Genomic DNA, 24,172 nt, shown 5'->3' on the forward strand with positions numbered 1-24,172 from the left:
AAATATTACAGTATTTTTAAAGCTAAATTGGTATGAAAATAAAAATTACATAAAAAAAGTAGTTTATTTTTAAGTTATTTACGAAAATTTAACCTTTTTTAGTTAAATAGAGGAGGTTGATACGAAAAGTTTAGAAAACGCATTTTTATTGTTTGAATGATAAATATTGATGAAATTGGAATAGCTACAAACAAGTATTTAAATTAAATATACGAATAGCAATAATATGGTTAGATAGGAAAATTTTATTGTTATGAAGAATATCAGAAAGTTGGTAGGAGAAAGGCAGGGATAGAAATAAAAGAAAGAAATGAAATTAAAAATAATTATTGTAGTATTTATTACTAATCTAGCATTTGGGCAAAAAGTTTGTAATGAATTTTATAATAAAAAATTCACTAAATGTGAATTAGTCGCTGATATTGAATTTATAAAAGAAAAAATATTAAATGCACATATAAATCCATTTACAGAAATTTCAAAAGAAGAGTTCGAAAAAAGTATAATTCAAGTTGAAAATTCTTTAGAAGAAGGGATGACACAAAAAGACTTTTATTTTTTAGCAAAACCAATTTTTGTAAAATTAAATGATGAGCATAGCGCTTTAAATGATTTTTGTATAACTGACAGCATAAAAAATAGTCTTACATTTTTTCCTTTGAGATTTAAGTATGAAAATCAAAAAGTGATTTTAACTGAAAATTATAGTGGTAAAAGTATAGCCAATGGAGATGAATTATTGTCAATAAATGAGTTTTCTATTCAATCTATTATCGATGGTTGTTCAAATCAAGTTTTTGGAGTTTCAGAAGAACGAAAAACTATTGCAATAGAAAAGTTATGGTTTTATTTGTCGAAATTTTGTTTTTTTATAACAGATGATTTTAATTTAAAATTTAAAAGTGGAAAAGCAACATTAATTAAAGGACAAAACTGGGAAGTATTAAGCAAGAATATTCAGAAAACAAAGAAAACAGATACTGATATTTCGATTTTGAAATATGAAAAAATTAAAAATTTTGGTTATTTGACGATAAATACATTTAATGATAAAGAGCTAAAATATGATAAATGGGAGTTAAAAATTGATTCTGTTTTTTCGAAAATTAAAAAAGATAAAGTTCAAAAATTAATTATTGATGTTAGTAATAATAGTGGAGGAAATTCTGAAATTGGAAATTTACTAATCGATTATTTTTCAGATAAAAAGTACAAAGATTATGGCGGTAAGTGGAAAAAAAGCAAAGAGTATTCGGACTTAATGAAAAATAATAATTCTGAATATGCGCCTTATGAGAAATTGCAAAATGGAGAAATATTACCATTTGTTTCGGACGAAAATAAACCATTAAAAAATAAGAATAGGTTTAATGGTAAAACTTACGTTTTAGTTGGTGAAAATACTTTTTCTAGTGCTATGATGTTTGCGGTGATGGTGTTAGATAATAAATTAGCAACGGTAATAGGTAAAACGCCAAGTAAAGGACATCCAAATCATTTTGGCGAGTTAATTGGATTTACTACACCGAATACCGACCTATATTTTAGATTTGGAGTAAAAGAATGGATTAGGCCATCGGGGAAAACAGAGCACAACAAACTAATTCCAAATATAGCTATTGATTTGTATAATATGTCAAAAGAAGATATAATAGAATTGTTAAAATAAAATCATCTGCCAGTTGTGTAAAGGGTTGTAAAGTTTGGTTTTTGAGGCAATATTGTGTTGCTTTTTTGTTTTTTGCGTGAGGGATTGCAGCGGTAGCCCACAGCCTGACGAAGGAAGTGCGAGGACTACAAGCGGAAAGCCCGACCCTTTTCGGGGCACGCCCTAAAATTAAAATTGTTAATTAAATTCATAATTCACAATTCATAATTCATAATTATTTTATATTTGCGGTTATGAAATTTGATTTACTTAAAAAAGATCCGCAAACAAAAGCCAGAGCAGGTAGTATAACAACTGATCATGGCGTGATTGAAACTCCTATTTTTATGCCTGTTGGTACGGTTGCATCTGTAAAAGGGGTGCACCAGAGAGAGCTTAAAGAAGAAATAAATCCTGATATTATTTTAGGAAATACGTATCATTTGTATTTGCGTCCGAAAACCGATATTCTTGAAAAAGCAGGTGGTTTGCATAAATTTATGAATTGGGACAGAAATATTTTGACTGATTCTGGTGGGTATCAAGTATATTCTCTTTCGGCTAATAGAAAAATTAAGGAAGAGGGGGTTAAGTTTAAATCGCATATAGATGGTTCTTATCATTTTTTTACACCCGAAAATGTAATGGAAATTCAGCGTACCATTGGGGCAGATATTATAATGGCTTTTGATGAGTGTACGCCCTATCCTTGCGATTATCGCTATGCCCAGCGCTCGATGAAAATGACCCATAGATGGTTAGATAGATGTATTAATCATTTAGATAAATTGCCCTTTAAATATGGGTATGAGCAAACTTTTTTTCCAATTGTACAAGGAAGTTGTTATAAGGATTTGCGAGAACAATCTGCAGAATATATTGCTAATGCTGGTGCCCAAGGAAATGCCATTGGAGGATTATCAGTTGGAGAACCAGCAGAGGAAATGTATGCCATGACCGAAATTGTAACGGCTATTTTGCCAGAAGATAAACCTAGATATTTGATGGGCGTGGGAACACCAATAAATATTTTAGAGAATATTGCCTTAGGTATTGATATGTTCGATTGTGTGATGCCTACCAGAAATGCTCGTAACGGAATGTTATTTACGGCTAATGGAACGATAAATATAAAAAATAAAAAATGGGAAGCCGATTTTTCTCCAGTAGATGAAATGGGAATTACCTTTGTAGATACCGAATATACTAAAGCTTACTTGCGTCATCTCTTTGCCGCAAACGAATACCTTGGTAAGCAAATTGCTACAATACACAATCTTGGTTTTTATATGTGGTTGGTTCGTGAGGCTAGAAAACATATTATAGCCGGAGATTTTCGTGAGTGGAAAGATATGATGGTTAAGAATATGAGCCAAAGATTGTAAATTAGGTGTTGGGTTTAGCGGTATTAGGTTTTAGGACTTTGCCAAAACCCAAAAACCAAAACCAAAAACCTGAATGCTAACAATACTAGATAAATACATTCTTAAACGATATTTAGCCACTTTTTTAGTGATGTTGCTTTTGTTTATTCCTATAGGAATTACGGTCGATATTGCCGAAAAGATAAACAAAATACTCGAAAACAAGGTTCCTATAGATAAGGTTTTGTCCTATTATGTAGATTTTATAATTTATTTTACAAACTTTTTATTTCCCATTTTTCTTTTTTTGTCTATCATTTGGTTTACTGCTAAATTAGCTAATAATACCGAGATTATTGCCATTTTAAGTTCCGGAATCTCCTTTAGCAGATTTTTACGACCTTATATTATTGGCGCAACAATAGTATCATTTTTTGCATTACTTATGGGTTTTTTTCTTGCACCCAAAGCCAGTGAAGGATTTAAAAATTTCAGATACTTATACCTAATAGGAAACGGGAAAGACGAAATGCGCGAAACTAACGATGTTTACAGGCAAATTAGCGAAACAGAATTTATTTATGTAAGCAATTTCGATATAGAAGCAAAAACAGCATACAATTTTGTTTTCGAAAAATTTAATGCAGAAAATTTAGTGTACAAAATTTCTGCCTCATCAATACAATGGAATTCAAAAGAAAAAACCTACACGTTATTAAATTATAGCAAAAGAACCGTAGGTGCATTAAACGATAAAATAGAAACAGAAAACTCTAAACCAATGAAGTTTAATTTCGATTTAGAAGATTTAACGCCAGTAGTTTATATCGCAGAAACTTTAAGCTTTACCGATTTAAACAAATTTATAGAAAAAGAAAAAAAACGAGGATCGGCAAATATAAACACCTATTTAGTCGTAAAATACAGGAAATATAGCATACCAATTTCAGCATTCATCTTAACCATTATCGCAGTAGCTGTTTCTTCTATGAAACGCCGTGGCGGTATGGGAATAAACCTAGCCATAGGCATTGCCATCGCTTTTAGCTATATTTTTTTAGATAAAATATTTGCAACACTAGCAGAAAAATCCTCAATAGAACCAATAATAGCAATCTGGATTCCTAATTTCATTTTTGGAATCTTAGCTTTTTACTTACTCCGAAATGCAAAAAGATAAAAACATTCAAAGTTACCTCAAACTTCATTTAATCGTATTTATTTGGGGATTTACAGCAATATTAGGCAAATTAATCTCACTAGAAGCCTTACCATTAGTTTGGTACCGGATGGCTTTTGCCTTGGCATTTATCATACTATTTATAGCATTCAAAAAAAAGCCACTAAAACTCCCCAAAAAAACAATAGTAGGACTTCTCTTTGCAGGCTTAATCATCGCCTTACACTGGCTCACTTTCTTTAAGGCAATCAAGGAATCTAATATCTCGGTCACACTAGCATGTTTAGCAACAGGCGCTTTTTTTGCCTCAATATTAGAACCTATATTTTACAAGCGAAAAGTCATTTTTTACGAAGTTCTCTTCGGACTAATCGTAATTATAGGATTGTATATTATTTTTCAAGTAGAAGGAAATTATGTTTACGGAATAATTTTGGCATTATCATCAGCATTTCTATCAGCCTCATTTTCAGTAATAAACGGGAAATATGCAATCAAATACGATGCCACTATAATCTCATTTTACGAAATATTAGGCGGTTTACTATCATTATCAATATTTATGTTGTTCAACCAAAATTTTACAACTAGTTTCTTCCAGCTTTCAACAAATGATTTACTTTGGTTACTCGTTTTAAGCTCATTTTGCACCGCATACGCATTTATAGCCTCGATAGGTGTTATGAAATACCTAAGCCCCTATACCGTAATGCTCACCATCAATCTCGAACCTATTTACGGCATAATTTTAGCCCTAATTATCTTCAATGACAAAGAAAAAATGAGCACACAATTTTACATAGGCGCCTTAATCATCTTATCAACGGTAATTCTCAATGGCGTTTTCAAGAACAGAAAAAAGTAATTTTTTTAGGAGCTATTTCCAGCTGTCATTCCAATCTTTTCTTTTTTTAAAGAAAAAAAAGAAAAGGATTTTCCCTTCCATCTGGGCTAGGGCATCTAAACTAAAAGAAACAAAATTTTTCAAAATTTAAATTTTTCAATCTTTAAATTTAAAACTATCTTTGCTTTTCAAACCTAAACAAAATACAAAAATCTTATGGAATATTTAGATTTTGAATTACCAATAAAAGAACTCCTAGAACAATTAGACAAATGTCAAATAATAGGAACAGAATCCAACGTAGATGTTACAGAAACCTGTAAACAAATAAGCCAAAAACTCGAAGACACAAAAAAAGATATATACGGAAATCTTACCGCTTGGCAACGCGTACAATTGTCACGCCATCCCAGCCGTCCTTACACCCTAGAACATATTACGAACCTAACAAAAGGAACCTTTCTCGAACTTTTTGGAGATAGAAACTTCAAAGACGACAAAGCCATGATTGGCGGCCTAGGGAAAATAGGAGACCAGTCTTTTATGTTTGTAGGACAACAAAAAGGAATTAATACAAAAATGCGACAATTTCGTAACTTTGGTATGCCAAATCCAGAAGGTTATCGTAAAGCCCTGCGATTAATGAAAATGGCAGAAAAATTTAACATCCCAGTCGTTACACTAATAGATACCCCAGGAGCATTTCCAGGAATTGAAGCAGAAGAAAGAGGACAAGGAGAAGCAATTGCAAGAAATATTCTTGAAATGGCAAGGCTCAAAGTGCCAATTATTTGCGTAATAATAGGCGAGGGAGCCTCAGGCGGTGCATTAGGAATAGGTGTTGGAGACAGAGTACTAATGATGGAAAACACATGGTATTCTGTAATTTCTCCAGAATCATGTTCTTCTATTTTATGGAAAAGCTGGGAATACAAAGAACAAGCAGCCGAAGCCTTAAAACTAACTTCAGCCGATATGAAAAGACAAAAAATAGTAGATGATATTATCCCAGAGCCACTAGGAGGAGCACATTATGACAAAGCAACTGCTTTCAAAACGGTCGAGGAATATATTCTAAAAGCTTTTAATGAATTAAAAGACTTATCAACAACTGATTTAGTTGCTCAAAGAATGGATAAATACAGTAAAATGGGCGAATACAACGAGTAAAACCATACTTATACTATATAAAAACCGCCTTGTTAGTAATAAGGCGGTTTTTTTTCATTGTTAGCCCAAATAAAAAGCAGTTAACACAAGTTATTCACAACCTAATGATTGTTTTTATTTCAATTAGATAGTATTAAAGCCTAAATTTGCAATATGGAAAATTTTAAGAATGTAAACCCTGTAAGAGTAGATAAAACTGCGATTATAAACCTAGAAAAAGGAAAACTGCCACCGCAAGTTCTCGATTTAGAAGAAGCTGTGCTTGGTGCTATGATGATAGATAAAAAAGGGGTTGACGAGGTTATTGATATTCTCCAAGCTGACGCTTTTTATAAAGACGGACACAAATATATTTTTGAAGCCATCGTTACACTATTTAATGATTCTCAACCCGTCGATTTGCTTACAGTTTCTGCTCAATTGCGAAAAATGAGCAAACTAGATTTGGCTGGAGGCGATTTTTATCTAATACAACTTACCCAAAAAATATCATCTTCGGCACATATCGAATTTCACTCCAGAATTATTCTTCAAAAATACATTCAACGAAGTCTGATAAAAATATCTTCAGAAATTATCGAAGAATCCTACGACGAATCGACAGATGTTTTCGATTTACTAGACAAAGCCGAATCGAAATTATATGAAGTAACACAAGGAAATATAAAAAGAAGTTCTGAAACGGCCCAAAGTTTAGTAATTCAAGCCAAAAAGAGAATTGAAGAAATTGCAGGAAAAGAAGGACTTTCAGGTATTGCAACAGGTTTCGAAAAACTAGACAAAGTAACCTCAGGTTGGCAACCGTCAGATTTAATTATTATTGCAGCACGTCCAGGTATGGGTAAGACGGCATTTGTATTATCTATGGCAAGAAATGTAGCCATAGATTTTGGTCATGCCGTAGCATTGTTCTCTCTAGAGATGTCTTCTGTACAGCTAATAACACGTCTTATATCTTCGGAAACAGGCTTGTCATCAGAAAAATTAAGAACAGGAAAACTCGAAAAACACGAATGGGAACAATTGAGCGTTAAGGTAAAAGATCTAGAAAAAGCACCCTTGTATATAGATGATTCGCCATCGCTTTCTATCTTCGATTTGCGTGCCAAAGCCAGACGTTTGAAATCGCAATACGATATAAAAATCATTATCGTCGATTATCTTCAATTAATGACCGCTGGTGGCGGAAAAGGACCTGGAAATCGTGAACAAGAAATTTCGACAATTTCTCGAAATCTTAAAGCATTAGCAAAAGAATTAGAAGTTCCCGTAATTGCACTTTCGCAATTATCTCGTGCGGTAGAAACACGTGGATCTAGCAAACGACCCTTACTTTCTGACCTTCGTGAATCTGGAGCAATCGAGCAAGACGCAGATATTGTATCCTTTATTTACCGTCCAGAATATTATAAAATAGACGAATGGGACGACGATGAACACTCGCCAACACAAGGTCAGGCCGAATTTATTATAGCCAAACACCGTAATGGTAGCTTAGAAAACGTAAGACTCAAATTTATTGGTAATTTAGGTAAGTTTGACAATCTTGAAGATTATTCAGGCGGAGATGATTACTTACCATCGGGTATGAATTTAGGTCAAGACGATAACCCTTTTCAAACTAAAAACTTACCCTCTGCTAATGAAGCTTTTGGAAGTAGTTCTAATAATTTTGATGACGATAGCGAAGTTCCATTTTAATAATAAAAGCATTTCTCTATAAACAAATAAGTTTTTTCAATTTATTAAAAGCGGAATTTTTGTAATAAAGTTTACATTTGTACCTTCATTAAAACAAATATTATGTCAGATACAATCGAAAAAATAAAATGCCTAATTATAGGATCAGGACCTGCGGGTTACACAGCTGCAATATATGCTGCTAGGGCAAATATGAATCCAGTTTTGTACCAAGGAATACAGCCTGGAGGTCAGCTTACTACAACTAATGAAGTAGAGAATTTTCCTGGAAATCCAGAAGGGATTACTGGTCCGGAAATGATGATTGGTCTAGAAGCACAAGCAAAAAGATTCGGAACTGATATTCGTGTTGGTTGGGCTACAAAAGTAGATTTTTCAGGAGATATTCATAAAGTATGGATAAATGATGAAAAAGAATTACACTGCGAGACAGTAATTATTTCAACAGGGGCAACTGCAAAATATCTAGGAATAGATTCAGAGCAACATTATCTAAAAACAGGTGGTGGCGTTTCGGCTTGTGCCATTTGCGACGGATTTTTCTATCGCAACCAAGAAGTTGTTATTGTTGGAGCAGGAGATTCAGCTTGTGAAGAAGCACATTATTTATCTAAAATGTGTAAAAAAGTTACGATGTTAGTTCGTAGCGAACAATTTAGAGCTTCAAAAATTATGGAAGCCCGTGTGCGTAAAACCGAAAATATTACCATCTTAATGAACCATGATACTGTTGAAGTTTTAGGCGATGGTCAAGTAGTAACCGCTGTAAAGGCAAAAAACAAAACGACTGGAGCTATTTTTGATATTGAAGCAACAGGTTTCTTTGTAGCAATTGGACACAAGCCAAATACTGATATTTTTAAAGACTACATTACTCTAGACGAAACAGGTTATATTGTAAATACTCCTGGATCATCTAAAACTAATGTTGCGGGTGTTTTTGTTTCAGGCGATGCTGCAGACCACGTTTACCGTCAGGCTATTACTGCTGCTGGAACTGGCTGTATGGCTGCCTTAGATGCAGAAAGATATTTAGCTTCAAAAGAGTAATATTACAAATTAAATTAAGCTATTACAGCTAAAAAGTAAATATTTACGTTTATTGTTGTCATAAAAATGAGTAGTATCATAAAAAAACTATTTTAATTTTTTTGACCACTAAATTGGTATTACTATTTGTACAAAAAAAACATTAAGAAATTAAATCTTAATGTTTTTTTGTAAATATACAAACGCTATTGTAATCTTATGCTTTTTTTGTTCAAGTAAAAAATATAGAGAGAAGTCTCAAATTTAAATAAAAAACAAATTTTTAAATGTTTTTCGTTTTACCTGAAGGATTGTTATTTTATTTGGCTTAATTCTACAATAAACAGCATTTTTAAATTTCATTATTTGGGCATTACCGTAAGGATCCAGCTTTACATTACAAACCAAGTTCGCTAAACTCCTATAAAAAATATAATGAAGTAATCTTTTTGAGGCAACAAAAGCCTCAAAAATGATTTGTACTTCAATTCCTAAGGCAAAATGCTGTAATGAATAAAATTAAGCCTTTTATTTTAATATTGAATAGATTTAAACTTATTTTGTAAATAAAAAAGAGCTAACGAAATTTATGTTGCAAAACATAATCATGAGTTAGTTTAATCTTTATTTTTTATTAAGAATAGATATTTTTTTAGAGATTTCCTGATTTGCCTCTGTAATTAGTTTTACGATATAAATCCCTTCGCTTAATCCTGCTGTATTATATTCGTAAGTAGAATTAGACCCTAAATTTGTTTTCGATAGTATTGTTTTTCCAGAAATATCGTATAAAGTACAAGATTTTAAGTTTATTACTTTTGGGTTTTTTATAGTTAAAAGCTGGTTTCCATTGTTTTGAAAGACATCAAAATCAGCAGCTACATTGTTAGTAGTACTCAACGTATTATTTATGAATGTAACTTCAAATCTATTATTATTTACACCTGCTGGAAGAGAAAATTCATATTCTGAATTTTTTATATCGTGATATAAATCTGTTATTTTGTCGTGTAAATAAACATTTTGAGCACCATCAAAATTAACAAATTCTAGTACTTTAACTCTAAAAGTAGCCTCTGTACTATTTTTAAATCCCACAGCGAATTTTTTATTTATATTAAAACTAGTGGTAGATAAGACATATTCTGAATTATCTAGCGCAAAATACATGTCGGAAGGCAAACTTTCTTCTGCATCGGGAGATCGTGAATCGGCCCTGTCTACTCCATCTATTGCCGAATCCATAAAGGCCAAATCTACTTGTCTAATTCCCTGATTGTTTAGTAATGTGTTAATTTTTATGTGTGGCGTTGGTAATTTGCTCATCCTAGTATAATCTATCCCTGCAATATTTGGGATATCTTCATAAAATTCACTCGCAGTAGCAGTGGTTCTTTCAAATTCAGAATTTGTTAGTAAACCTTCTTTTCTGTACACACGATGGGTGTTTTTAAATTGCACATTACCTGCTCCTATGCCATTTAACATAAATCCTTGCCCTATGGGTGCAAATCTTCTTTCTTTTATAGTGCCAGCCCCTGTAGATCCTGCTAGCTGAGTACCCGCACCATCATAAGCAAAAAAAAGTGCAGGAGTATAAACGCCTGTGGCGCCATTATAGATACCGTATCCTCCTTTATATGCTGCCAAAAGATGCGAATTTACTGTTTTGTCATGTTCCCAATATAAAGCGGTTCCGTCACAAAGCGGATTTTCTAGAGGGCCATCATCTGCAGTTCCGAAAGATAAATCTGGTCCTGGGTTTCTAAATAAAAATATGCGCATATCTATTGCACTCGGATAAGGATTTCCTGTAAGTGTAAGCGTTCCGTTTGTAACAGGTACATTTATAGTTCCGTCATTTGGTTTTCCTCTAAAATCATATCGTTGTCCTGCTCCTGAGACTTTGTTTGCAGTAGTTTCTGAGGGTGGTATTGTTGCATCTGAGCCACTTGTGCCTTTCATCGTAAACCCTTCTCCTGCTGCTAGAATTGGAGCCGAAGCTACAAGTATCCATTGGGCGTATGTTGAAGCTGTTGTGTATTTCCACACCCAATAAGGCGCTATAGATAATGTGCCTGTTCCAGAAACTCCGTCATGATTACCTAAAGCTAAAATTGTAGCTGGAGTAGTTCCTGTAGCCGTAGTAGGAACACCTAATTGTGTAATAGAGAAAGGAGAGTTCCCTGCAACTGCAAGGGAACCGCCTACTGGCGAACACCAATAGTTATACTGAAAGTTATTTACCGTTCCTTCTTGATAAACAGACAAAGCACCTAAGCCAGTATTCTCGCCGCCTGGTAATTTTGCCGCACCTGAAACTAAATTTCCTTGCAGTAATTGCGATTGATTTCTTAAATACAAATTACTTGCTCCTGCATTTAACGCTACTTTACCAGTTACATAAACAAATTGATTGTTAACATAAACATCTGTATTATTACTTACATACAGCTGAGCTTGCGAAGTTATTCCGACTAAGAATAACAATAATAAATAGTTGTATCTCATGGGTTTATGATGTTTTAAAGTAGTTGATGAAAACAAAAATAAGAAAAAAATATGAACTTTTCAATACAGTCAAATGAAAATATTTCAAATAAAAACAAAATAGGGACGAAATGCAATAATCATAGATAAAATACTATATTTCAATATTTTATGATTTAAAACTTGGTGGTTATAAAAAAGAATGATATTTTTACGTAAAACACATGTAAATTGTTGTATTTATGATATAAATATTATTTTTTAATATAATTTTTAAACTTAAACAAATCTCTTAACCTAAAATTGATGAATTATGAAAAAATTACACTTTACTTGTATCATCATTATGATGATAGTCTCATTTAGCAGTTTACAAGCGCAAGTTGGAGTAGGTACAACGGCACCTTTTGGCGCATTAGATATCACTTCTACTAATGATGGAATACTAATACCACGTTTGTCATTATCTGCAACAAACGTTGCCACAATACTAACCCCAACTGTTTCTGAATTGGTTTACAATAACTTTACCTCCGCAGTTGGTCCTAACCAAGTGACTCCAGGTTTTTATTATTGGGATGGCGCTCTTTGGGTGCGTGTTGCAACAGGAGTTACAAGTAGCGACTGGACTATTTTGGGTAATTCTGGAACAGTAGCTACAACAAATTTTGTTGGTACTACAGATGCAATAGATTTTGTAACAAGAACAAACAACACCGAAAAAACAAGAGTTACTAGCGCTGGAAATATGGGTATAGGAACAGCTATTCCAGCTACAAAGCTAGATGTTGCAGCGGCTACAACTACAGTAAATACTGTGGTAAATGCCTCAGGAAGTATTAATGATTATTTACAATATAATATACAAAATACCAGTACAGGAATACAAGCACAAAGTGGTTATTCTGCTACTGCTGACAACGGTAGTAGCACTACGGGTTTTGCTTGGTTAGGGATAAATAATTCAACATTTAATTTCCCTACACCTTACAATATAGGTAATGCAAATGATGTAAGTTTTGTTGGGAGCGGTCAGGATATGCATATTGCCAATGCAAATAACACCAAATCGATTATATTCTCTACAGGAAAAGCTGTATCTCCTTTTTTTAATGAAAGAATGAGAATTACTAATACGGGGGCGGTAGGAATAGGAACAACTACTCCTAATGGTGCATTAGACATAAATGCTGGCGCTTCTAATTATGGTTTTGTAGCACCTAGAGTTGCTCTAACAGCTTCAAACACTCAAGTCCCTGTTACAAACCCACAAGGAGGAGCAATTCTTGCAGGTACAACCATTTATAACACAGCAACGGCAGGAGTTTCTCCAAATAATGTTGGGCCAGGATTGTATTATTGGAATGGGACTAAATGGGTTGCTTTTGCAGGCTCGCCAGGCGGTTTAGATTGGACTCTAACTGGTAACGCTGGCACAACAGCTGGCACAAATTTTATTGGCACAACAGATGCTGTCGATTTTGTAACAAGAACAAATAATACAGAAAAAATGAGAGTTGGCTCTAATGGAAGTGTAACAATTAATACCGGAGCTGCTCCATCTGCCTTTGAAAAACTACAAGTAAATCATACTGGTGCTTCAAACGATGCAATATTAGCTATAAATAATGATGATGCTATAGGTAAAGGAAATGCAATATGGGCAAAAAACACTAATGCCACAGGAACAGCAATAATAGGAAGTTCAGGAGCTACTCCGCCAAGCCTTTTTCCAAATATTGGTGCTGGGATTTCTGGCTCTCATGTTGACGGCTACGGAGTGTACGGTTCATGTGGAAATGGAGCGCCAAGCAACGCAGCATATAATGGTCATGCTGCTGCAAATTTTGTGCTAGACTCTGACAATAATTCTGCAACAAATAACTTTTCAGCTGTTGCAAAATTAGCTGGTAAAGACAACGTAAGCCCTGATGGAATATTATCATCTCAAAATGTATTGTACGGCGGATATTTTCAAGGGGGAATAACAACATCGTCCTACTCTTATGCAGGAATTAAATACAATCATGATGCCACTGGTGGAGCTGGTACAAATTATAAAATAATAGGAAACGGAGCAGCATCAACTATTATTCCCGATAAAAATTCTAAACCACGAGTTATGTTTTGCCCAGAAGCCCCAGAAGTACTATTTGAAGATTACGGGATTGGTAAGCTAAATGATGGAGAGGTGTATATTATATTAGACGAAATTTTAGCAAATTCTTTGAAAGTAGATAATAAGCACCCATTAAAAGTTTTTATACAATTAGAAGGAGATAGTAATGGTGTATTTGTTTCAGAAAAATCTATAAATGGTTTTAAAGTTAAAGAAGTTAATAATGGTAAATCGAATATTTCTTTTTCATGGCATATTGTTGGTAACCGTGCAGATTCGAAAGACGCAAGCGGAAATATTACCTCTGAATTTGAAAATTTAAGACTGCCAATTGGTCCTACTAAACTAAAAGAAGACAAATTAGTTACAAAGAAAACTGAAAAGTAACTAACAAAAAAAATGATTAAAAGCTGTCTGAAAATAATTTTTTCGGACAGCTTTTGGTTTTATTTAAAAAAAGACTTTGGCACAATTCATGAATAGAGTTTAATAACATTTTATGGCTGTATGTTACTTGTGCCAATGCTAAAAAAGCTTATATTTTTATCGACAGATAACCTTTTAAATAAGAGCCATGAATTTGCCTGAATTTTTCGAGAAATACCTGAATAAACCCCTTGTGTTGAGTGGTTTAAAGTCCAAATGGCTTGGCTAAGATTTGAATGTAAATAAGTACAATACACAGACCATTACTTTCAGAAACAAATTTAAAATTTTAATGCAAAAATGTGGTAGATGTGTGAGTCTTTGTTGCGATAGTATCTCTGTACCCAAAAAAGGTAAACCAAACAGAAATATTGGTTATCTAAAAAGAGTAGTTATAGAAGATTTAAAATCTGAAACTATTAATAAAAAGGTTGAGGAATAGGTAGACAAAACCGCATTAGTGATAAATGATGGTTGTGTGTAATGTGTTGAAATTGAATACGTTATAGTGAAATATGGTCTGTATTTTAGCAAAAAATGTCTCGTGTCTTGGCGACTGTTGCTACTAAATAAGTCGAAATTTTCGGTTAAATACTAATGTCACAAGTACAAAACCAACTTTAAATTAAGTCCAAACCCATCATCAATATGGTACGGTACCTGTTTTTGAAAAAAGGTTTCAACTTTAATTAAAAAGTCAAACCCCTATATTTTCAACGTACACACTTTTTAGGATAGCGTCTATTTTATCTAGAAATAAATTAAAATAAATTAGTTCACTCCAAGCAACGAGGATCTCACAATCGGAATCACTTGATAGGATCTCTCATTTCTTGTAATCGCAAACCGTGTATTTGTTATTCCAGTAAATTCAATAATAAAAAGGTATTTATAAATACTATAATATTTCGTCGATATTTTTCTTAATGTTTTCTGCAATTATTTCAGTAGGTAAATCGTTTTGGTCATTACCAAAAGGTTCTTCTATTTCTTCTGCAATTAATTCTAAACTTGCTAGAACATAAAGGATAAAAATTACCACAGGAATTGTATAATAGCCTAAAATAAAAGCATAACCTATTGGCAAAGTCATTACATAAAAAAAGATAAATTTTTTAATGAATACGCTGTATGAAAAGGGTATTGGTGTATTTTTAATTCTTTCGCAAGCTCCACAAATATCTGTAAACGATGTAATTTCGATGTTAATATATAAAAGCTGCTCGCCAGTTATTTTTTTAGATAAATAAATCTCATTTATTTTTTTGAATAGTAATTTTGCAACTTGGTTTGGTTTGTGTTTTTTTAAATCGACATTAATATTATATTCCTCAAACAATTCTTGACTAATATTACGGTTCTTAAGATGTAAATTTAAAGCATGTGCGTAATATGGTATGATTTTCTTGAAGAATATTTTATCTTCTTTTTCGGTTAGAATAGCAGATAATTTTAGTGCTAAATTTCTGCTATTATTTACTAATGATCCCCATTGTTTTCTTCCTTCCCACCAGCGATCATAGGCAGTATTTGTTCTAAATACTAATAATAAGGATATAACAAAACCAAGCATAGTATGCATGATGGTTATGTTTTTTAGATGATCGCTATCTGTTAGGTTAAAATAATCGCAAATAAAATAAACAATAATTGCACAATATAAAGATATACCACTAATTAGCGGAAGTAAACTCCTAAATGTATCTGCTTTATGAAATCTGAATATAAACGTGAACCATTCTTTTGGATTATATGAGATCATATTTATACTTTTACTTAATTCGGCATAATTCAATTTTTTCTGGAGCGTGAAGTACCATTGGAAATTTCTCAACTTTTACAGAACTACTATCTAATCCGAATGCTTGTTCTTCCGATAAACTCATTTTTTTGAAAAAGAAATAAGTATTCATAACTAGTTTTTCGTGCCAGTGCATAAAGCTATCGTTCGATAAGAATTTTTCAGACAATACAAATTTAAAATCACCAATAATGTTGTTTTTACTTAATGATTCGTAACGACTTGTAATATCTACTTCGCCTTTAGCAACCATATCTTTAATAACTTCTTTAAACATTAGATTAATTTTAGTAGGTTCTCTAAACCCAAGGTTAAAATCTATTCTAAATAAATCATTTTTTATAATTTCGGTAACTTTATACTCTTTTTTATACGGTTCATTGGTAATATTAATGTGTATAAACCAATACAAATCGGCTCTTTTCGGGCGTTTTTGCAAAATAGAATACATTACTTTTTCTTCAATTTCATCTACACGATTGGCGTTAGTCATGTAAACCAAATGCGTAGCATATTTAGGTATAGATAAATCTACACTTAATTCTGCAAGTACTTTTTTATAAGTTTGTATTTTTACAATTTTGGTGTAATTTTTACTAATTTTTTTGGCAGTATACCAAATTGACATTATAAAGGTTAATGCTGATGCAATAATTAAGGTAACATAACCACCGTGTGGGAACTTATCTAGATTGGCAATTAAGAAACTAAACTCGATAACTAGGTATAACAAAATTAAAGGTGCTATTATAAACCAAGATATTCGTTTAAGTATCATAAAATAAGTAAGTAGTATGGTTGTCATAATCATGCACAAAACTATAGCAAGGCCATAAGCGGCTTCCATTTTGCTAGATTCTTCAAAATGTAAAACAATACCAATACAACCTGCAAGTAATAACCAATTTATAGAAGGAATGTATATTTGACCCTTCAAATCGGTTGGGTATTTAATTTTAACTTTTGGCCAAAAATTTAATCGCATTGCTTCATTTATCAATGTAAATGAACCACTAATAAGTGCTTGCGAAGCAATAACAGCAGCCATTGTCGAGATTACAATTCCAAATGGCTGAAACCATTCTGGCATTACTAAATAAAAGGGATTTCCATTATTAGCATTTATACTTTTTAAAGTATGTCCTGCGTGTTTGATAAGATATGCTCCTTGTCCAAAATAATTTAGAAGCAATGCTATTTTAACAAAAATCCAGCTGATACGAATGTTTTTTCGTCCGCAATGTCCCATGTCAGAATACAATGCTTCTGCACCTGTTGTACATAAAAACACAAATCCTAATACATAAAATCCATCAGGATGAATGCTTAATAATTTGTAGGCATAATAAGGATTTACGGCACATAATACACTCGTGTTTTGGGTAATTTGTAATATTCCAAGAATTGCAAGCATCGCAAACCAGATCATCATCATTGGTGCAAAAAATTTACCAACTAGTTTAGTACCAAATTGTTGTATGGTAAAAAGAACAACTAAAATAGCTATTACAATAGGTACCGTATTTATATCAGGATAATAAGTTCGAACACCTTCTACAGCCGATGCTACCGAAACAGGAGGAGTTATAATACCGTCTGCTAAAAGTGCGCTTCCCCCAATAATGGCTGGAATGATGAGCCATTTTACTTTGGTTCGTTTTACTAATGCGTACAATGCAAAAATCCCACCTTCACCATGATTGTCTGCCGAAAGGGTTATTAGTACATATTTTAACGTAGTTTGTAGTGTAAGTGTCCAGAAAATGGCCGAAATTCCTCCCAAAACAACTTCTGGATTTATTGTATGTAGCCCTATAATAGATTTCATAACATACAGAGGCGAAGTACCTATGTCTCCATAAATAATTCCTAATGTTACTAAAATTCCTCCAAGGGATAATTTGCTGTGTAGATCGTGATGTGATGAAGCACTCATTTTTTTGTATTTGAAAAAGTGTACAAAATTAAAATATTTAATCTGATTTGAATGTTATTTTTATTAAAAATATGTATTTATATTGTATAAAAAACAGTAATTTAGGATGTTTAATTATTTTTATGAAAAATATATTTTTTATTTCGTTGATTATTAGCGCTTTATACTCGTGTAAGGTGGCCGAAAATTTTATTTCAAATCCTAGATTTTCTAAGATTATAGTCGATACACTTTTTACAGAAAAAATTAGTTGTAGGGCCTTAACAATAGATAATAATAAAGTTTGGTATGCAGCAAATAATGGTAATTATGGATTTATTTTACTCGATTCGTCTGCAAATTATAGCAAACAAATTACAAACGAAAATTTGAAAATCGAATTTAGAAGTATCGCACAGACTTCTAAATATATTTTTATTTTATCCGTAGCAAATCCTGCATTATTATACCGTATTTCAAAAAATGACTATAAGGTAACCTTAGTATATCAGGAAAATCACGAAAAAGTGTTTTATGATTCGATGCAATTTTTTAATGATAATGAAGGAATAGCAATAGGGGATCCCACGGAAAACTGTCCGTCAATAATAAAAACTACAAATGGCGGAGAAACTTGGCAAAAAATATCATGCGAGAAACTACCAAAGTTCTATGATGGCGAAGCTTTCTTTGCAGCAAGTAATACCAATTTAGTCATAAAACAAAATAAAATTTGGATGATTTCTGGTGGCAAAAAAGCTCGAGTTTTTTATTCGGAAAACAAAGGAAATACTTGGCAAACGTTCGAAACACCAATGGTGCAAGGGCAAACTATGACAGGTTCTTTTACTGCCGATTTCTACAATCAGAAAATTGGTTTTATTGCTGGCGGAAATTACGAAAAATTAGAACAAAACCTTCAGAATAAAGCCACCACAAACGATGGCGGAAAAACATGGCAACTCATGTCCCAAAATCAAGGCTTTGGTTACGCTTCTTGTCTTCAATATGTGCCTAATAGTGGCGGAAAATCACTTGTTGTTGTCAGTGCAACAGGAATTTTCTACTCAAGAAATGCAGGAAAAAAATGGAAAAAATTATCTTCAGATAACGATTTTTATACCCTTAGATTTTTAAATAATAATACAGCAATTGCTGCAGGAAAAAATAAAATTGTAAGCATAAAATTTAAATAAAAAAACCGCTAAAAATAGTTTAGTAGTTTTCTTATGCTTTTTAATGGCACTATCTGTAGCTAATTGCGAGCGTTAAAAAAAAAGATTATCACGAATCACTATTTAGGAGTCTTAAAAACAACAACTGGTACAGCACCAGACAGATGTTTTTTTTAATCCCTTAGAGGCGGTGTATCATTTCGTTTCTCATTAAACTTTTTCAAAAGCGTACTTTTAAACTCTTCTTCTACTTTTTTTAGCAATAATATCTTCTGAGGCGGTATTAGACCTTGCAAGTCTTTTATAAACTGCCGTTTTTTACTCTCTAAATCAGATTCTATATTTTCAGATTCATTTAGTAATTTTAAAGTTGCTGTGTCAGACATTCCTGCGGTATTTTCAGGTTTTAGCTTCATCATAAGCTGTCTTTTTTGCTTATGCAATTCCATCTGGTTATTACTAAATTTATTAAAAACAGGCCAAAATTTTTCAGCTTCCTGACTAGTTAAATCTAATTTAGTAGCTATATAAGCCACACGAAGTGCCTTTACTCGTTGCGCCCTTTTCTCAAAATCTTGAGCAAAACTAACAGCACAAACTAACAGTAAAAAGAGTGTAATTATTTTTTTCATTTTAGGAATTTTAGTATAAACATTCTTTAGCATAATTTGTTATCTCTGGGTCATATAAATTAAGTGATTCTTCAATTTTAGTAATGTCATCATCAGATAAATGCTCAATAATATCTTCAGTACTTATAGTTGTTGCATAGGCTAAATAATCTTCGGTACTTATACCTTTAGTGTTTAGCTTATTCAAATATAAGGTAGTACATAAACCAAATACAACGACCGCTGCCACTGCCGAAAACCAAAATTTTCTAGTCACAAAAACCGAAATAACTTTAACTTCTTTTTCAAGAACGCAATTCATCATCTTAGTTTCAAACTGTTCAAAATAGTGTTCAGGAATCCTAAACCCGTTATCTGTTTTTGTGCCGTTATCAAAATCAAAATATTTCATATTCTTAAGACTATTATTGTATAAAAAGGTTTAATCTAATTTCAAAAAAACCTCAATTTTCTTCACTGCATGAAAATAAGAAGCTTTCAAACCACCAACCGAAGTTCCTGTAATTTCAGCAATTTGTTCATATTTCAGATCTTCAAAATACTTCATTTTAAAAACCAATTGTTGTTTTTGAGGCAAACTAGCAATTGCCTTTTGCAATTTTATATGCATCTCATTGCCATCAAAATACACATCACTTTCCAGCTTATTTATCGCTTTTAGTTGCGTTTGCTGGCTCGAAATTCCATTTTTTTTAGCCCGTTGTTGCATAAAAGAAATAGCCTCATTAGTTGCAATACGATACATCCAAGAAAAAATTTTGCTATCGCCTTTAAAATTTTGTAGATTACGAAAAACTTTCACAAACGTATTTTGCAAAACATCATCTGCATCATCATGGTTCAAAACCATATTCCTTACATGATAATACAACGGTTTTTGGTATAATTGCAAGAGCAGCCCAAACGCATCATTTTGCGTTTTAGGATTCAATAATTTAGCAATAAAATCTTTTTCGTCGTGCAAAAGTAAGTTTGTTTTATAAGTAAGACTAAAGATATCTAAAAAGGTTTAATCTATTTTTTTTCGAAGCGAAAATTTTCGCCAACTTGCAAACCATATTCCTGCTGTTGCTACAATCTTTTTTTTGTGCGTATGAGTGCCCCGTAAAAACACGAGGCACTCATACGCACAAAAAAAAGGATTTCCGCTTCCATCAGGGCTAAAAAGCAATAAAACCGCCTTCTTGTAATTTTCCTACAAAAGCAACCCAAGATTCCTTGGTAACTTCGTATATTTGTTATTACAAAGCAAAAAAAAATGATACAAACCGTAATTTTCGATATGGACGGCGTAATAGTCGATACCGAACCCGTTCACCACTATGCCTACAGCCAACATTTCACAGAACTAAACATCGAAGTTTCTACCGAAATGTATGCTACACTAACAGGCAACTCTACCCGCAATGTTTTTCAGAAACTAAAAGAAAAATTTAACCTAAATCACGATGTCGAAGACTTAATTTTACGCAAGCGCCATTTATTTAACCAAGCCTTCGATACCAAACCAGATTTAGAACTCATAACAGGTGTTCAAAAACTAATTCAAGATTTGTATGCTAACAACATACAATTAATAGTAGCCTCATCGGCCTCAAAAAGCACCATCAATAGGGTTTTTACCCGATTCGATTTACACCAGTATTTCACCCATATAGTTTCGGGCGAAGATTTTCCAAAATCTAAACCAGACCCTGCCATTTTTATACACGCCGCAGCATTATCTGTGGCTCCAAAAGAAAAATGTGTGATTATAGAAGACAGTACAAACGGAATAAAAGCAGCAAAAGCAGCAGGAATTTATTGTATAGGTTACGATAGCGTAAATTCTAAATTACAAGATTATTCGCTAGCAGATAAAGTAATTAGTCACTTTGCAGACTTACAAATTAATAACTTAAAAAGCTAGACAATAGCTAGAATATGCAGGTAACATAAAATTATATTCATTAATTCCAGCAATAGATAAAAAAACAAATACTATTTTTATCGAAACTGAATTTGATAAAATTCAATACCCTTTAACTGAAAATATTAAGGAAAATGTTTTTATAGTTTTTAATGAATATAAAAATAAAACCTATATCTCATTAAAGGGAACTGCTCTATTCAATTGGCATGATAAAATAACAAAAATCTGTTTTTTAAACAAACGTAATTTAGTTTATTTGCCGATACAGAAATTAGCAAAAATATTACCCAACAACTCATCATTAGTAACTTGTCCTGTTATTTCGCCAAAATAATACAAGGCTTGTTTAATATCTATAGCCATTAAATCGGATGGTAAATTGGTTTGTAATCCAAATTTTACTTTCTGAATTTCGTCCAGCGCTTTTAGCAGTGAATCGTAATGACGGGTATTTGTTACAATAGTTTCATTATTGCGCAAAGCACCAGTGTTTACAAAAGAAAGTAATTGGTTTTTTAGATCCTCAACGCCTAATTTTTCTTTGGCTGAGATTAATAGGATTTCTGGAATCTCGGTTTTTATATTTTGAATTTCAGTTTCGGAAAGTTTATCAGATTTATTACCAATAATTATTAATGGTTTCAATGGAAACTGATTTTTTATTTTTTCTAATGCTACTTTAAGTTTTAGTCCTGAAATCTTAAACTCAGAACTGTCAAAAAGAAAAACTACCACTTGAGATTGCTCTATTTTTTCGAAGGTTTTTTTTATGCCAATACTCTCTACCACATCTTTGGTTTCTCGAATACCAGCGGTATCGATAAATCTAAAACCTATGCCACCAATGACTAATTCGTCTTCAATAGTGTCACGGGTAGTGCCTGCAATTTCAGATACTATGGCGCGTTCTTCGTTTAATAATGCGTTTAATAATGTCGATTTGCCTACGTTAGGCTCGCCGACAATTGCTACAGGAATTCCGTTTTTAATAACATTTCCAACGGCAAACGAATCTATTAAGCGTTTTAATACAAATTCGATTCGATTTAATAAATCATCAAATTGGGTTCTATCGGCAAATTCTACGTCTTCTTCGGCAAAATCTAATTCTAATTCTATGAGGGAGGCAAAATTTAGCAGTTCTTCACGCAGTTTGGCAATTTCGTTCGAAAAACCACCCCGCATTTGTTGCATTGCAATTTGGTGCGCCGCTTCATTATCGGAGGAGATTAAATCGGCAACGGCTTCGGCTTGCGATAAATCCATTTTTCCGTTCAAAAAAGAGCGCAACGTAAACTCTCCAGCTTGTGCCATACGACAGCCTTTGCGTAGTAGTAATTGTATAATTTGTTGTTGGATATAAGTAGAACCATGGCAAGAAATCTCGATAGTATTTTCGCCCGTGTAAGAATTTGTTCCTTTAAATATAGATAATAATACCTGATCTAAAACTTTGGTCCCATCTGTAATATGACCCAAATGTAGGGTATGGCTTTTTTGTTTGGTAATATCTTTGCCTGAAACCGATTGAAATACTTCCGAAGCAATGGTTATTGCATTATTTCCAGAAATTCGTATTACAGCAATGGCACCAGCACCAGAAGGTGTGGCAAGGGCAACTATAGTATCGTGGTAAATCATTTGATGAGGTTTGGAACTGCAAAGGTAATAAAAATAAAAGAGTATCTTTTTTAACTTTACTATATATAGGAAAACGAGAAAAATAGCGACATGCGATCATAGAAAATTCGAGTTTTTAGAAAATAAATTTTCAAGACATGGTTATGTTTTCTACGCTTAATTCTGCAATAAACAGCATTTTGACGTACGAAAGCCTTAAAAATAATTTTAAGGTCAATTATTAACGCAAAACGCTGTAAATAAAATTATTATGATTGTTTTCTATAATATAGACACACGTTTTTTTAAGCTTCAAATTCGATGTTTCTATGTGGTAAAATAGTTTTAGCCTTAAAATTTTTCGAAAACGCCTAACCCAAACAAAGCAAAATCATACTTTACGGGATCGTTAGGATCTAGTAATCTGAGATTTGTATCTAATTCATATACAGCCTTGGCGTCGTTTTGTTTTCTTAACAATAATTGAAGCTTGCGTGCTACATTTCCAGAATGCACGTCTAGCGGACAGGAGAGTGCAGAGGAGGAGATTGTTTTCCAGAGGCCAAAATCGACACCATGCGTATCTTGTCTAACCATCCAGCGTAAAAACATGTTAATTCTTTTTGCTGCCGAACCACTTATTGGGTCAGAAATATGTTTTTGAGTTCTTGGTAAATGATTGTTTTCGAAAAATATTTTTTTGAATTCGGAAATGCTTTTTTGCATCGAATCTTTTGTAGCATTTTTTGCAAAAACAGCTTCTAAACCATTATGATTGGTGTAAATATGTTGTAAACTTTTTATAAATTGTACAAAATCTTGCCCGTTGAAGGTTCTGTGCACAAATTTGTTTAACGATTCGAGTTGGTTTTCGTTGTGTGATAAAACAAAATCATAAGGAGAGTTTCCCATGAGTTGCATCATTTTATGCGAATTGTTAATTATCATTTTCCTATTTCCCCATGCAATAGTGGCACTTAGAAATCCAGCAATTTCTATGTCTTCTTTTAATGAAAATAAATGAGGAATTTGAATAGGATCGCTTTCTATAAAGTTTAAATTATTGTACAGAATTACTTTTTCATCAAGAAAAGACTGGAGTTCAGATAGATTTATATTAGCCACAAATGATACAGATTTTTACTG

The 24,172-nt window shown here is 32.7% G+C and carries 18 protein-coding genes and 1 pseudogene; 11 read left to right on the forward strand and 8 right to left on the reverse strand.

The features are described 5' to 3' along the window. The first annotated feature begins 310 nt into the window (after positions 1-310). From B0A57_RS01385 to trxB, 7 genes are all read left to right on the forward strand, one after another. Positions 311-1,669, forward strand: a complete 1,359-nt coding sequence (locus tag B0A57_RS01385) for a S41 family peptidase (RefSeq protein ID WP_034097877.1) — start codon at positions 311-313, stop codon at positions 1,667-1,669. Positions 1,670-1,902: 233 nt separating this feature from the next. Then, positions 1,903-3,033, forward strand: a complete 1,131-nt coding sequence (tgt, locus tag B0A57_RS01390) for a tRNA guanosine(34) transglycosylase Tgt (RefSeq protein ID WP_011962771.1) — start codon at positions 1,903-1,905, stop codon at positions 3,031-3,033. A gap of 73 nt (positions 3,034-3,106) precedes the next feature. Continuing rightward, on the forward strand, positions 3,107-4,192 hold the full coding sequence (locus B0A57_RS01395; protein WP_034097879.1) for an LptF/LptG family permease: 1,086 nt from the start codon (positions 3,107-3,109) through the stop codon (positions 4,190-4,192). Then, positions 4,179-5,057 (forward strand): DMT family transporter, encoded by an 879-nt coding sequence (locus B0A57_RS01400; RefSeq protein ID WP_011962773.1) that lies wholly within the window; start codon positions 4,179-4,181, stop codon positions 5,055-5,057. Before B0A57_RS01395 ends, B0A57_RS01400 begins: the two co-directional genes overlap by 14 nt. 195 nt (positions 5,058-5,252) lie before the next feature. Continuing rightward, positions 5,253-6,206: an acetyl-CoA carboxylase carboxyltransferase subunit alpha gene (locus B0A57_RS01405; RefSeq protein WP_011962774.1), complete on the forward strand. Its 954-nt coding sequence runs from the start codon at positions 5,253-5,255 to the stop codon at positions 6,204-6,206. A 153-nt stretch (positions 6,207-6,359) separates the two neighbouring features. Further along, positions 6,360-7,907 (forward strand): replicative DNA helicase, encoded by a 1,548-nt coding sequence (dnaB, locus tag B0A57_RS01410; RefSeq protein ID WP_011962775.1) that lies wholly within the window; start codon positions 6,360-6,362, stop codon positions 7,905-7,907. A 102-nt stretch (positions 7,908-8,009) separates the two neighbouring features. After that, positions 8,010-8,957, forward strand: a complete 948-nt coding sequence (gene trxB, locus B0A57_RS01415) for a thioredoxin-disulfide reductase (protein ID WP_034097881.1) — start codon at positions 8,010-8,012, stop codon at positions 8,955-8,957. A gap of 603 nt (positions 8,958-9,560) precedes the next feature. Here trxB and B0A57_RS01420 read toward each other — a convergent pair. After that, positions 9,561-11,447 carry a T9SS sorting signal type C domain-containing protein gene (locus B0A57_RS01420; RefSeq protein ID WP_034097883.1) on the reverse strand — a complete coding sequence of 629 codons (1,887 nt, stop codon included), beginning with the start codon at positions 11,445-11,447 and terminating at the stop codon, positions 9,561-9,563. A gap of 292 nt (positions 11,448-11,739) precedes the next feature. Between B0A57_RS01420 and B0A57_RS01425 the strand changes: the two genes are divergently transcribed. Then, positions 11,740-13,932 (forward strand): autotransporter outer membrane beta-barrel domain-containing protein, encoded by a 2,193-nt coding sequence (locus B0A57_RS01425; protein WP_080731693.1) that lies wholly within the window; start codon positions 11,740-11,742, stop codon positions 13,930-13,932. A gap of 370 nt (positions 13,933-14,302) precedes the next feature. Then, positions 14,303-14,410 (forward strand): annotated as a pseudogene (locus B0A57_RS12010) (IS1595 family transposase); the annotation flags it as partial. Positions 14,411-14,869: 459 nt separating this feature from the next. On the opposite strand, the gene B0A57_RS01430 reads toward B0A57_RS12010, so the two are convergent. Further along, a complete protein-coding gene (locus B0A57_RS01430) occupies positions 14,870-15,733 on the reverse strand; it encodes a bestrophin family protein (protein WP_011962779.1) in 864 nt (287 codons plus the stop codon). 10 nt (positions 15,734-15,743) lie between these two features. After that, the gene (locus B0A57_RS01435; protein WP_034097887.1) at positions 15,744-17,708 is read right to left on the reverse strand and encodes a KUP/HAK/KT family potassium transporter; all 1,965 of its coding nucleotides are present in this window, start codon (positions 17,706-17,708) and stop codon (positions 15,744-15,746) included. A 122-nt stretch (positions 17,709-17,830) separates the two neighbouring features. Here B0A57_RS01435 and B0A57_RS01440 point away from each other — a divergent pair, with 122 nt between their 5' ends. Then, a complete protein-coding gene (locus tag B0A57_RS01440) occupies positions 17,831-18,883 on the forward strand; it encodes a WD40/YVTN/BNR-like repeat-containing protein (RefSeq protein WP_038467141.1) in 1,053 nt (350 codons plus the stop codon). Between the two features lie 152 nt (positions 18,884-19,035). Here the strand turns inward: B0A57_RS01440 and B0A57_RS01445 are convergent, their stop codons facing one another. The 3 genes from B0A57_RS01445 to B0A57_RS01455 are packed head-to-tail and all read right to left on the reverse strand — an operon-like array spanning position 19,036 to position 20,458. After that, the gene (locus B0A57_RS01445) at positions 19,036-19,494 is read right to left on the reverse strand and encodes a hypothetical protein (protein WP_011962782.1); all 459 of its coding nucleotides are present in this window, start codon (positions 19,492-19,494) and stop codon (positions 19,036-19,038) included. A 10-nt stretch (positions 19,495-19,504) separates the two neighbouring features. After that, positions 19,505-19,885: a hypothetical protein gene (locus tag B0A57_RS01450; RefSeq protein WP_011962783.1), complete on the reverse strand. Its 381-nt coding sequence runs from the start codon at positions 19,883-19,885 to the stop codon at positions 19,505-19,507. A gap of 30 nt (positions 19,886-19,915) precedes the next feature. Next, a complete protein-coding gene (locus B0A57_RS01455) occupies positions 19,916-20,458 on the reverse strand; it encodes an RNA polymerase sigma factor (protein ID WP_011962784.1) in 543 nt (180 codons plus the stop codon). A 294-nt stretch (positions 20,459-20,752) separates the two neighbouring features. On the opposite strand from B0A57_RS01455, the gene B0A57_RS01460 reads away from it, so the two are divergent. After that, complete coding sequence (locus tag B0A57_RS01460; protein WP_011962785.1) at positions 20,753-21,403, forward strand: HAD family hydrolase; 651 nt, start codon at positions 20,753-20,755, stop codon at positions 21,401-21,403. A 255-nt stretch (positions 21,404-21,658) separates the two neighbouring features. On the opposite strand, the gene mnmE is transcribed toward B0A57_RS01460, so the two are convergent. Then, positions 21,659-23,047, reverse strand: coding sequence for a tRNA uridine-5-carboxymethylaminomethyl(34) synthesis GTPase MnmE (gene mnmE, locus B0A57_RS01465; RefSeq protein ID WP_038466339.1), 1,389 nt, complete (start codon positions 23,045-23,047; stop codon positions 21,659-21,661). Positions 23,048-23,377: 330 nt separating this feature from the next. Further along, positions 23,378-24,142: a TIGR02757 family protein gene (locus B0A57_RS01470; protein WP_034097936.1), complete on the reverse strand. Its 765-nt coding sequence runs from the start codon at positions 24,140-24,142 to the stop codon at positions 23,378-23,380. Positions 24,143-24,172: the final 30 nt, after the last annotated feature.

The organism is Flavobacterium psychrophilum DSM 3660 = ATCC 49418 (assembly GCF_002217405.1).
Taxonomy (GTDB): domain Bacteria; phylum Bacteroidota; class Bacteroidia; order Flavobacteriales; family Flavobacteriaceae; genus Flavobacterium; species Flavobacterium psychrophilum.